This window comes from Anaerocolumna sp. AGMB13025 (genome assembly GCF_029689925.1).
Lineage (GTDB): Bacteria > Bacillota > Clostridia > Lachnospirales > Lachnospiraceae > Anaerocolumna.
In genome coordinates, this window is the sequence record NZ_CP121445.1 from 2,952,363 (window position 1) to 2,964,078 (window position 11,716).

Sequence of the window (11,716 nt, forward strand, 5' to 3'; positions counted from 1 at the left end):
ATCATACTACTTAACCCCTGGAGGCGAAAGTTTCAGTAAACTGACACTTGGTTCCTATTAGTCACAGTTTCTATTAGGTCACAGTTTCTTTTAGCACTAATTAAGACCTTTTATATATAGCATTGACATTTAGTTTGATTTTACTTCATTCCATTTATCCAGATATAGTTTTTCTAAATCTGTGCCAAGATACTGATAGGTCTGGCATCTTTCCAGGACAGAAGCCTCAGGAAAAGCTACCTTACTGTTTTTGATGTCTTCATCTTTTATCAGATCCCTGGCAGCTTTGTTCGGGGTAGAATAAGTAATATATTCAAAATTCTTTAATGCAATTTCCGGATCACACATATAGTTAATCCATTTTTCTGCATATTCTTTATTCGGTGCATTTTTAGGAATAACCCAGCCATCAATCCATACATTGGAGCCTTCCTTGGGCACAACATACTCTAAATCTTTATTTTCCCTCTGGGTAAAGATTGCCTCGCCGGAATAGATTACGCCGATTGGATTTTCTCCGCCAATCATTTTATCCCTTACCTGGTCTACGACATAAGCATCGACCATAGGAAATTGTGACTGTAACAGCTTTTTGGCCTCTTCTAATTGTGACTGATCGGTGGTATTGATGGAATAACCTAAGTAGGATAAAGCAATTCCAAAGGCATCCCTGACACTGTTAATCATAAGGATATCACCGGAGTATCCGTTCCTTTCAATAAAATCTTTATCAAAGAGAGCATCCCAGCTGTCGATTGGTTCTTTTATCATAGACTTGTTGTAAAGAATCCCAACAGTTCCCCAGCAGTAGGGTACACTGTATTTATTGCCCGGGTCAAAGTTTTCTGCACTTTTTAAATAGATGGTATCAATATTTTTAATATTAGGTACATTATCATAATTGATTTCTGCCAGAAGATTCTCGTCAATCATCTTTTGAATCATATAGTCTGAAGGGCATACAACATCGTATTTTACAGAACCGGTTTTAATTACGGGATACATATCTTCATTCTGCTCAAATTCATTATATTCCACCTTGATACCAGTTTCTTTTTCAAAGGAATCAATCACATCGGGATCGATATATTCACCCCAGTTATATACATAAACCGTAGGCTTGCTGCTTTTCTGGCAGCCGGTCAGACCAATTATGCCAACGAAAGCAAATAATAGTATAAAGCTAAATTTTTTCATAATAACCTCCATCTGTGTGCTTTAGCACACTATCAAAACAGGATGTTGAAAAAACTGCTCTTGTTTTTTCAACCTAACTTCCATCGGCCGCATAGCAGCAAAAAATAATGGGCGAAAAGAGTATCGGTTTTTTACCGGTTGTAAGACCCTAATCTTTAACATGAAGCTTTTGTAGAGATGGTTTTACCTGTCATTTATTGCTTTCATCGCTTTAACAGGATTTTTTGATCTGTCATTTCTCCGGTTAATTAATACCAAAAGAATCAGGACGGAGACAAATAAAAGAGTGGACAGGGCATACATCTCCGGTTTGATTCCTTTACGGACCTCCGAATAAATTTTGGTGGATAAGGTATCAATGGATGCACCTTTTGTAAAATATGTGATTACAAAATCATCCAGTGACATGGTAAAGGCCAGTAAGAAACCGGATAATACACCAGGAAAAATATCAGGAAATACTACTTTATAAAAGGCATAACTTCTGGAAGCTCCCAAATCAAGTGCTGCTTCATAGGTACTTAAGTTAAGCTGTTTTAATTTTGGCATGACACTTAAGATGACATAAGGTATATTAAAGGTAATATGTGCCATAAGGACACTGGAAAAACCCAGGGAATAATTTAAGGCAACAAACAAAAGCATTAAGGAAATACCGGTTACAATATCTGCATTTAACATAGGAATATTGGTAATTCCCATTAAAACAGCTCTTGGAATCCGCTTCATATTGTTGATTGCCAGAGAAGCTGCCGTACCGATGACAGTAGCAATCAATGCGGATAATATAGCAATCAAAAGAGTACTGTATAAAGCTCTCATAATGTCATCATCCTGGAATAACCGGCTGTACCAGTTAAAGGTAAAGCCGCCCCATTTGGAACGGGATTTCGATTTATTAAAGGATAATATAATCAGGATCAGGATAGGAGCGTAGAGAAACAGTAAAATCAGGCCTAAATAAAATTTCGTCAATATCTTTTTTACCATACACTTTTGCCCTCCTCTTCCTTATCATATTTTGCCAGCACCGCCATGCTGATTAATATAAATACCATTAATACCAAGGATAAACCGGAGCCAGCATTCCAATTATTAATTGTTTTAAATTGCTGTTCTATTACATTGCCGATTAAAACAACCTTGCTGCCACCTAATATTTCCGAGATAACGAAGGTGGTAAGGGAAGGAACAAAGACCATGGTAATCCCGCTTATTACGCCGGGAAGGCTTAAGGGGAGAATAATCTTTGTAAAGGTCTGTACTCCGTTAGCGCCTAAATCCCTGGCAGCATTGGTTATATCATCACTGATTTTTATTAATACATTGTATATAGGCAAAATCATAAAGGGCAGAAAATTATAAACCATACCAAATATGATAGCAGATGGTGTATTTATAATATTTATATTAGGAAGATGCAGTATATTCAGGAGTGTGTTAATAATACCTGTTTTCTCCAATATATTCTGCCAGGCCAAAGTCCTTAATAAAAAGTTCATCCACATGGGAAGAATGAATATCATTACAATAAAGGAGTTGTTCTTTAATTTCATATTGTGCAGGATAAGAGCCACCGGATAGGCGAGTACCAGGCATAATACGGTACTGATTATGGATAACCGTAAGGAAAGCCAGAGGGCTTTTCTGTTAATCGGGTCTGAAATCAGAGTCAGATTACGAAAGGTAAAGCCGCCGTCCTGTGAAGTAAAACCATAATAAATAATCATTAGAAGCGGTATAATGATAAAGGCAGCCATCCATAGTATAAAGGGAAAGGAAAGCCATTTTTTACTGTTCATCCAGAATCACCGCCTCTTCATCTTCCGATTCCGGTTTGTTCATAATCTGAATATCAAAAGGATTCACAGAGATTCCGACTTCACTTCCTACCGGGAAAAGATCTGTGCTGTGAACAAGCCATTCATGACCTCCGGCCATGACATCCATTTCATAGTGGACACCTTTAAAAATTAAGGAAGTAACCCGTCCGGTCATTAATCCTTCTGACGGTTTTACCAGATCGATGTCTTCCGGACGTATAACCACGTCTACGGGCTGATTCTTTCCAAAGCCGATATCGACACAGGGAAAATTAGTGCCAAGGATATTAACCAATTTGTCTTCAAGCATAGTAGCATGGAGAATATTGCTTTCGCCGATAAAGTCAGCTACAAAGGCATTCTTTGGTTCATTATAAATCATCTCCGGGGTACCCACCTGCTGAATGTAACCCTGGTTCATAACGACAATGGTATCGGACATGGTTAAGGCCTCTTCCTGATCATGGGTTACATAGATAAAGGTAATACCCAGTTCATTCTTAAGACGTATTAATTCATACTGCATATCCTGGCGGAGCTTTAAATCAAGAGCACCTAAAGGTTCGTCCAAAAGCAGCACCTTCGGTTCGTTAACGATGGCTCTTGCAATGGCAATACGCTGCTGCTGGCCGCCGCTTAAGGAATCGGGAGTACGGTTTTCAAAACCCTCTAGATTAACCAGTTTCAGTGCATACTTAATTTTATCATCTATGTAGGCTTTGCTTTTTTTCTTTATTTTTAACCCAAAGGCTATATTCTCGGCAATGGTCATATGGGTAAATAGGGCATACTTTTGGAATACAGTATTTAATTGTCTTTCATTGGGAGGCAGCTTGGAGATATCTTTACCGTCAAATATTACTTTACCCGAATCCGGATTTTCAAAACCGCCGATAATTCGAAGGGTAGTAGTTTTACCACAGCCGCTAGGACCTAACAAGGTTAAGAATTCGTTCTCTCTTATATAGAGATTTAAGGAATCCAGTACTGTATTGTTATCATAAGATTTTGTAATATCAATTAAATTAATCAGTTTGTTGCCAGCCATGTTATATCCTCCTTGGTATTCATAATATAGGAATGACTTTCTAGAAATTAGGTGGGGTGGAAATCCATAACAGGCTAGCACCTTGCTTTCCGGATGCGGTAATAAAGTGCTTTTTACCGGCTTTATAATAAAAAGATTCACCTTTTTTGGCTTTGAAAGTTTTGTTTCCAATATGTAACGTTATGCTTCCGTTTAATACATATCCGAATTCTTCACCTTCATGAGGGTTATCCGGATAAGTGGAACCGCCCGGGTCAAGGGTTAGAAGAATTGGTTCCAGCATATTCTTCTGGGCATTGGGAATGATCCATTTTATTTCATTTTTTAGTTCACTGTCATACTTTTGAAAATAATCTGACTTTTTAAAAACTACCTGTTCTGCGGTAGGGTCGGAAAAGAATTCCTCCAGATCTGTCCCAAGGCATTGTAGTATATCTACCAGGGTAGCAATGGAAGGGGAAGTTAAGTCTCTTTCCAGCTGGGATATAAATCCTTTGGACAATTCAGCTCGGTCAGCCAGTTCTTCCTGGGTCAGGCTTTTTAAAACCCGCAGTTCCTTAATCTTTTCTCCAATCTTCACAACCTGCCTCCTTAATAGAAATAAACTTTTAGTTTAGTCTTGCTAAACAAATGCCATAATTTATTATACACGTAATCTTTCCTATGTCAATATAATGTTTTGTAAATTTAACGAATAATTCTGAATAAATACAAAAAAATATAAAACCCGCTGCAAAAGCCGTTTAATACCCGGAGAAAACCTGTAAAATCAAGCAAAAAGAAACGTAGAACCGAAAGGGATCCTTCACCTTTGATTCTACGTTCTTTGTATATAAAGTGTATTATTATAAAAAATCTGGAAAAAGAAATTTAGTTGTTCTTCTGGGGCGTAAAGTATTTCACTATAGCATCCATTTTAGAGGTCATGCTCATAAAAAGCATATCCACTAAGGTTACCGCAGTCATGGCTTCTACGACAACAACTGCCCGGGGTACTATGATTGGGTCATGGCGTCCCCTGATATTAACTTTAATATTTTCACCGGTTTTGTTAATGGTATCCTGAGTCTGTGCTATAGAGGGAGTAGGCTTTACACAAGCTCTGAATATGATTTCTGCACCGTCGCTGATACCGCCAAGAATACCGCCGGCATGGTTTGTCATTGTACTGATATTTCCTGCTTTATCATATTGGAATTTATCATTATTCTGTATTCCGGTCATACCCGCAGCCAGGAAACCAGAACCGAATTCGATGCCTTTTACTGCGCCGATAGACATAACTGCTTTCGCTAAATTAGCATCCAGTTTATCAAAGACCGGTTCTCCGATGCCAGCAGGCATACCACTTACGATACATTCTATAATTCCGCCTACGGAATCTAGTTCCTTCATCGTAGTGTCCAAAAGAACCTGAGCCTTTTCAGAGGCGGCTAAATCCGGCATGGCAAGGGGGCTTAATAAAATGTTCTCTTTGCTGCAGTTTTTATAATCAATGGAGATATCACTTATGGTTTTTGTATAAGCGCAAACCTGTATTCCAAGTTGGTTTAATATTGCCATGGCTACTGCACCGGCTGCAACCCTTCCTATGGTTTCTCTGCCGGAGGAACGACCACCGCCACGGTAATCCCTGAAACCATATTTCGTGTCATAAGTATAATCGGCATGTCCCGGACGATAATAGTTAGCAATATCTGAGTAATCCGCCGAATGCTGACTGGTATTCATTACAATCATGGATATTGGAGTCCCGGTGGTTTTCTGTTCAAAAATTCCGGACAGGAACTCAACTTTATCGCTCTCATTTCTGGGAGTCGCATATTTGGTCTGTCCGGGTCTTCGACGGTTTAAGTAAGTCTGTACCATTTCTTCCGTAAGGGTTAAACCGGCCGGACAGCCATCAATCACCACCCCGATGCCTTTGCCGTGGGATTCTCCCCAAGTAGCTATTTTAAACATAGTTCCGTATGTAGAACCTGACATTAGAGTCACCTCGTTTTCTTTTTACGTGTATTTAGACATAGTATATAAGAAAAGATTCGGGTTATCAATATCAATTATGTACATTTCAACAAATTATTCATATATTGTAAGGATTGGTAAATTAATTTTAGGCTCTTCCTGAACTAAAATGTTATTTTTAACAGTTTACAATCGATTTAAAATACAAGGAGGTTACTATGCCAAATTATTATGACTATAATAGGAGTAATGAATATCCAATACAAAAAAACTCACAAAGTGACAGATATTACGCAGCAGGTGAAGCAAGAAGAGACCGGAGTGGGAAAGTATCAGATGATTTAATTATAGATGATAATTCCGTGTATGAAATTGACCCGGATTGCTATGAGAAAGTAAAGCAAATGAGGCTTAATCAAAGGCAGGATTGGAATAGGAAATAGAAGATATTAATATATGATTCATAAACAGAAAAAAAGCTGCATCAGCAGCTTTTTTTCTTAAGCTTTTAGTACCGAAGTGACGCAAAGAATAATAATTAGCAGAAGCTATTACCTCCGCATAAGCAAAGGATTAAGATGATCCAGATAATAGAACCACAGCCATCATTACATCCATTACCGAAACCGCCTCCGAATAAACCATTATTACCATTGCAACAGCACAGTAAAAGGATTATAAGGATCCAAGAGCCGCCGAACCCTCCGTTACAACCGTTACCAACACCGCAATTTGTTGCTGCTAAATCACTCATGTAAGAGCCTCCTATTTGTTATTACACTGTATCATATGAATTCATGCTTGCCTCATTTCCTATAATTCTTAAAAAAACATACTGTTTTTATCGCAATTAACGACATAAAAGACTATGACAGGAAAAAAAAGGACAGGTTTTGCTTGTATAATAAACAAAGATTCTCTGCATACATTTGAAGGGAGAATAATATAGTTATTAATGTGTTGATAATTATAGGTTATTTTGTTAAATAATTATTTAATTAAAGTAAATATAATGAATAATGAAAATAAACAGTAAAAAAGTGTTTTCGTGTTGTAATTATAGGCGGAATAAAGTATAATATTTGTTATATTTAGAAAAGGAGGAAATCTATGTACAATATTTTAATTGGAGGAGCTGCCGGACAAGGAATTGATACGACAGTGGCTATTTTGGAAAAAGCATTAAAGAAATCAGGTTATTATGTATTTACAGTAAGAGATTTTATGTCCCGGGTACGCGGCGGTCATAATTTTTCGATGCTCCGGTTTGGAGCGGAAGAGATTACTTCGCATAATGATAAATTAGACGGTATGATTGCCTTGAATGATGAAACCGTTTCTTTACATAAAGATAAACTGAAAGCAAAGGGGTTTATACTATGTGACAGCAGTTTAAATGCCGAAGGAACACAGGTGATTAAGCTGGATATGGATCAGATGGCAAAAGACCTGGGTAACATCCGTGTATCCGGCAGTATTGCAGTTGGTGCCGTACTGAAACTATTCGGAGAATCTTTGGAACATATCAGTGATATCATGAAAACTTCTGTGAAAGAACAATATCTGGAAGTGAATTTAAAAGCCCTGCAAACAGGATATGACAGTGTTACTGCAAAGTTTACCCATATTGACGGTAACTTTAAGGACTGGATGCTCCTATCCGGAAGCAAAGCCTTGGCTATGGGAGCAATCGCAGCTGGTCTTAATTTTTATTCTGCCTATCCGATGTCGCCCTCAACCGCTGTAATGGAATTTCTGGCTTCAAAAAGTAACGAAACCGGTATTGTTGTGGAGCAGGCGGAAGATGAGATAGCAGCCATTAACATGGCGCTTGGTGCATCCTATGCCGGAGCAAGAGCTATGACTGGTACCTCCGGCGGCGGGTTCTGTCTTAAAGTGGAAGCTCTTGGATTTTCAGGAATTGCAGAGATACCCTTAGTTGCAGTGGACGTACAGCGTCCCGGACCTGCAACGGGTCTGCCAACAAGAACAGAACAGAGTGATTTAAAGTTTGTCATATCAGCCGCACAGGGAGAGTTTCCAAGAATGGTAATTGCCTTAAGAAATCATAAAGATGCTTTTTACCAGACCATCCGGGCATTTCACCTGGCAGAAAAATATCAGATACCGGTTATCCTTCTAAGCGACCAATTCTTAGGTGACTCAACGGCAACGGTTGAACCCTTTGATCTAAGCGGTATAGAGGTTGCCGTACCGGCTGATGCGAAAGAAATCAAGGGAGAATATCTTAGATACCTTATAACGGAGGATGGAATTTCTCCCCGTCTGATCCCTGGCAAATCCAAACATTTTGTTTCGGCAGACAGTGATGAACACGATGAATATGGTTTTATAACCGAATCGGCCAGTGTACGCAAGGATATGATGGATAAGCGTATGAGAAAACTTAAGAAATTAGAAGAAGAGCTGTTAGAACCGGAATTCTTAGGAGCAAAAGGCTGTACGGATTTACTGCTTGGCTGGGGTTCTACCTATGGTCCGCTGGCAGAAGCAGTTAAGCTATTAAATGAAAAAGAGCCTGGAAAATACGGTGCCTTAATATTTGGCGACATTTATCCTCTGCCGGTTAAAAAACTAACAGAATTTAGTGCTATTGCAAATAATATTATCAATGTTGAGCAGAACGCAACAGGACAATTAGCCGAGTTGATACGGGAAAAAACAGGAATTGCCTGCACTTCCCATATATTAAAATACGATGGCAGGGAGATTTCTGGAGAAGAGATTGCTCTTGAAATATGGAAAGGAGGTCTGATTTAATATGGATACATTCAGTACATATGAAACAGCCTGGTGCCCGGGCTGCGGTAATTTTAACATATTAAGATGTTTAAAGACAGCTTTGGAGGAACTTGGTAAAGACCCCTATGAAGTACTTATGGTAGGCGGTATCGGGCAGGCCGCTAAAACTCCCCAGTATATCAGTGCTAACCGCTTTTGCGGACTGCATGGCAGGTCCCTGCCGGCGGCCGCAGCGGCAAAAATTGCCAATGAAAAGCTTACGGTTATCGTGGATACCGGAGACGGTGATTCCTATGGTGAAGGCGGCAATCATTTTATACATAATATCAGAAGGAATGTAGATATTACACATTTTGTCCATGACAATCAAATATACGGACTGACAAAAGGTCAGGCGTCCCCGACTTCAGCAGAAGGGCATATCACCGATGTACAGATTAATGGGAACAGCAACACCCCTTTTAATCCGATTCTGATGGCAATTTCAGCCGGTGCAGGATTTGTTGCAAGAGCCTTCAGCGGGGATACACAACATCTGGTTTCAATCATGAAGGAGGCAATCAGTTACAAGGGATATGCATTTGTAGATATCCTGCAGCCTTGTATTAGTTTTAATAAGATTAATACCTTCGGGTATTATAAGAGCCGGGTTTACCATATTGAAGATGACTATAATCCAGCGGATAAATTAGAAGCCTTTAAAAAGTCCCTGGAATTCGGTGATAAAATTCCGCTAGGAGTTATATATAGGGAAGAAAAGGCGGATTTTGACGAGCGAAACCAGGTTCTGAAATCAGGTTTACCACTGGTTGACCGACAGACTTCCAAAGAGGTGGTTCAAAAATTAATACAGGAATTTGTATAATTGGTTGTATAGAACTCATACTAATAATCAGAATTATATAATTATAATTATGTTTTTATTGACATAAATATTATTTTTAGGAGGAATATTATGGCAGTTAAAAATGCAATGACCAGTGATTTTCTACATTCCGCATACGGCGGTGAAAGTATGGCCCACATGAGGTATTTGACCTGGGGAGCAGCAGCAGAAAAAGAAGGTTTTCCCAATATTGCTAAATTATTTGAAGCAATATCCTTTGCAGAAAGGGTCCACGCCAATAACCATTATAAAGAAATAGGCGGGACCACTGCAGATGCAACTGTTGTAGCCGGAGCAGTATTTGGTACCGGTAAGACCGTTGATAATTTGCAGGGAGCAATTAACGGAGAGCTTCATGAAGTGGAACAGATGTATCCAGTTTATCTAAATGCCGCAGAATTTCAGGAGGAAAAAGGGGCACAGCGTTCTTTCCACTTTGCCTTAGAAGCAGAGAAGATTCATGCGGATTTATTCAGTCAGGCACAAAACGCAGCAAAAGAGGGAAAAGATATGGAGTTTAACAGTGTATATATCTGTCCGGTCTGCGGGCATACGGTTCTTGACGGTGCGCCGGATAACTGTCCGGTCTGTGGTGCAAAGAAAGAGATGTATAAGAAATTTTAGTTGGAATGATAAAGAAGAAGAGACTGTTGCAAAATTGTAAGATTTTGAACTTGGGCTTAGAATGGGGATAATGTTTTTAGAAATTTTGTGTAAAGATTGCGCGAATAGGCGGCTGCATTCTCTTTCTTGCAGCCATTCGCGCATACTTTACACAAAATTTCTAAAAACATTATCCCCATTCTCTCCCAAGTAATTTACTCTATGAATTTTGCAACAGTCTCTTTTTTTAGATTTTCATGTTCAATTCTACTGCAATAGTCTGGGTATGTTTAACAATCCCCAACCTTGTTTTGACCAGGGATAACCTAAGTCTACCGCGCTTTCTCTCAATTTCAGTTTGACTTCTTTTGTTGTCATATTTGGATATTGGGAAAGCAGCAGGGCTATGGCACCGGATACAATGGGTGTAGCCATAGAAGTCCCGCTTTTTATAGTATACATTAAACTGGAATAATCATTGCGGGGATTATTGAGTAGATTATAGCGGTAACGCTGATAATTTTTCATGGTTGAGCAGGAGATAATATTGGAACCTGGCGCTACGATATCCGGTTTTTTAATACAGGAGGCCGTAGGTCCTCTGCCGGAGTAATCCATGGTTTTATTACCAAATAATTCAACAGTAATCCGGTCATCTGAGGAACCCACAGTTATGACTTTTCTGCTGATACCAGGAGTTGATATAGACATGGGGCCGGGTCCGTTATTACCTGCGGCAACCACTACCACAATACCAGCATCCCAGACCGCATTTACCCCTTTTACCAGAAGGGAGTTTTCATCCACATTTTCTCTTGTGGTGGTACCTACGGATATATTCACAACCCGTATATTATATTTTTGTTTATTATCAATAATCCATTGAAGACCAGCTAATACATCAGATATATTGCCATCCCCTTTTTGGTCTAATACTTTAATGCCGATTAGATTGCATTTTGGTGCCAGACCAATATATTTTCGGTTGGACAAAAAACCATTACCGCCGATTATTCCGGCTACATGGCTTCCGTGACCATTATCATCATATGGTTCCGTTCTTCCGTGGATGAGGTCGTAAAAACTAAGGATACGGTTACCGCCTTCTGTAAAATCCTTATGCATGCATATTCCGGTATCTACAACAGCAACTCCGATATTTTCGCCAAATATCTGTCTGTCATGTGCCCACTTTAATTCAATGATTTCTGCTGCCCGGTTCATTTGGGCAGTAATATGGGTATCCAACTCATAACTCCACAATGCATTTTCTTCCTGCAGCTGATCCAGTCTGTCTTGTTCCACTTCAATGACATAGGAATCGATCATGGGAAGTCTGTATTTTACTTTTCCCATAGCGGCTACTTCATTGTAATTATTTTCATAGTCACTGCAACTAACAATAATTTGTATGTTTTGCTTTTGATTCAT

12 protein-coding genes are annotated in these 11,716 nt (G+C 39.1%); 4 read left to right on the forward strand and 8 right to left on the reverse strand.

Annotated elements, in window-relative coordinates:
* Nucleotides 1-129: 129 nt before the first annotated feature.
* From QA584_RS12050 to aroC, 6 genes are all read right to left on the reverse strand, one after another.
* On the reverse strand, nt 130-1,200 hold the full coding sequence (locus QA584_RS12050; RefSeq protein WP_278275159.1) for an ABC transporter substrate-binding protein: 1,071 nt from the start codon (nt 1,198-1,200) through the stop codon (nt 130-132).
* Between the two features lie 180 nt (nt 1,201-1,380).
* A complete protein-coding gene (locus QA584_RS12055) occupies nt 1,381-2,187 on the reverse strand; it encodes an ABC transporter permease (protein ID WP_331487911.1) in 807 nt (268 codons plus the stop codon).
* Complete coding sequence (locus tag QA584_RS12060) at nt 2,181-2,999, reverse strand: ABC transporter permease (protein WP_278274756.1); 819 nt, start codon at nt 2,997-2,999, stop codon at nt 2,181-2,183. Before QA584_RS12060 ends, QA584_RS12055 begins: the two co-directional genes overlap by 7 nt.
* On the reverse strand, nt 2,989-4,068 hold the full coding sequence (locus tag QA584_RS12065; protein ID WP_278274757.1) for an ABC transporter ATP-binding protein: 1,080 nt from the start codon (nt 4,066-4,068) through the stop codon (nt 2,989-2,991). The genes QA584_RS12060 and QA584_RS12065 overlap by 11 nt, the downstream gene beginning before the upstream one ends.
* 40 nt (nt 4,069-4,108) lie before the next feature.
* Nucleotides 4,109-4,648, reverse strand: a complete 540-nt coding sequence (locus QA584_RS12070; RefSeq protein ID WP_278274758.1) for a helix-turn-helix domain-containing protein — start codon at nt 4,646-4,648, stop codon at nt 4,109-4,111.
* Nucleotides 4,649-4,938: 290 nt separating this feature from the next.
* On the reverse strand, nt 4,939-6,054 hold the full coding sequence (gene aroC / locus QA584_RS12075) for a chorismate synthase (protein ID WP_278274759.1): 1,116 nt from the start codon (nt 6,052-6,054) through the stop codon (nt 4,939-4,941).
* A 197-nt stretch (nt 6,055-6,251) separates the two neighbouring features.
* On the opposite strand from aroC, the gene QA584_RS12080 reads away from it, so the two are divergent.
* On the forward strand, nt 6,252-6,476 hold the full coding sequence (locus tag QA584_RS12080) for a hypothetical protein (RefSeq protein WP_278274760.1): 225 nt from the start codon (nt 6,252-6,254) through the stop codon (nt 6,474-6,476).
* A 95-nt stretch (nt 6,477-6,571) separates the two neighbouring features.
* Here the strand turns inward: QA584_RS12080 and QA584_RS12085 are convergent, their stop codons facing one another.
* A complete protein-coding gene (locus QA584_RS12085; RefSeq protein ID WP_278274761.1) occupies nt 6,572-6,787 on the reverse strand; it encodes a chorion class high-cysteine HCB protein 13 in 216 nt (71 codons plus the stop codon).
* A 356-nt stretch (nt 6,788-7,143) separates the two neighbouring features.
* Between QA584_RS12085 and QA584_RS12090 the strand changes: the two genes are divergently transcribed.
* From QA584_RS12090 to QA584_RS12100, 3 genes are all read left to right on the forward strand, one after another.
* Nucleotides 7,144-8,814: a 2-oxoacid:acceptor oxidoreductase subunit alpha gene (locus tag QA584_RS12090; RefSeq protein WP_278274762.1), complete on the forward strand. Its 1,671-nt coding sequence runs from the start codon at nt 7,144-7,146 to the stop codon at nt 8,812-8,814.
* Between the two features lies 1 nt (nt 8,815).
* A complete protein-coding gene (locus tag QA584_RS12095) occupies nt 8,816-9,661 on the forward strand; it encodes a 2-oxoacid:ferredoxin oxidoreductase subunit beta (protein ID WP_278274763.1) in 846 nt (281 codons plus the stop codon).
* A gap of 90 nt (nt 9,662-9,751) precedes the next feature.
* The gene (locus tag QA584_RS12100; protein WP_278274764.1) at nt 9,752-10,306 is read left to right on the forward strand and encodes a rubrerythrin family protein; all 555 of its coding nucleotides are present in this window, start codon (nt 9,752-9,754) and stop codon (nt 10,304-10,306) included.
* A 246-nt stretch (nt 10,307-10,552) separates the two neighbouring features.
* Here the strand turns inward: QA584_RS12100 and QA584_RS12105 are convergent, their stop codons facing one another.
* Nucleotides 10,553-11,509, reverse strand: coding sequence for a S8 family peptidase (locus QA584_RS12105; RefSeq protein WP_278275160.1), 957 nt, complete (start codon nt 11,507-11,509; stop codon nt 10,553-10,555).
* Nucleotides 11,510-11,716: the final 207 nt, after the last annotated feature.

Bases quoted from the DNA above. Each gene is read 5' to 3' on its own strand.
- QA584_RS12055 (WP_331487911.1), bottom strand. From the start codon at position 2,187: ATGGTAAAAAAGATATTGACGAAATTTTATTTAGGCCTGATTTTACTG.
- QA584_RS12060 (WP_278274756.1), bottom strand. From the start codon at position 2,999: ATGAACAGTAAAAAATGGCTTTCCTTTCCCTTTATACTATGGATGGCT.
- QA584_RS12065 (WP_278274757.1), bottom strand. From the start codon at position 4,068: ATGGCTGGCAACAAACTGATTAATTTAATTGATATTACAAAATCTTAT.
- aroC (WP_278274759.1), bottom strand. From the start codon at position 6,054: ATGTCAGGTTCTACATACGGAACTATGTTTAAAATAGCTACTTGGGGA.
- QA584_RS12080 (WP_278274760.1), top strand. From the start codon at position 6,252: ATGCCAAATTATTATGACTATAATAGGAGTAATGAATATCCAATACAA.
- QA584_RS12085 (WP_278274761.1), bottom strand. From the start codon at position 6,787: ATGAGTGATTTAGCAGCAACAAATTGCGGTGTTGGTAACGGTTGTAAC.
- QA584_RS12090 (WP_278274762.1), top strand. From the start codon at position 7,144: ATGTACAATATTTTAATTGGAGGAGCTGCCGGACAAGGAATTGATACG.
- QA584_RS12095 (WP_278274763.1), top strand. From the start codon at position 8,816: ATGGATACATTCAGTACATATGAAACAGCCTGGTGCCCGGGCTGCGGT.
- QA584_RS12100 (WP_278274764.1), top strand. From the start codon at position 9,752: ATGGCAGTTAAAAATGCAATGACCAGTGATTTTCTACATTCCGCATAC.
- QA584_RS12105 (WP_278275160.1), bottom strand. From the start codon at position 11,509: ATGAACCGGGCAGCAGAAATCATTGAATTAAAGTGGGCACATGACAGA.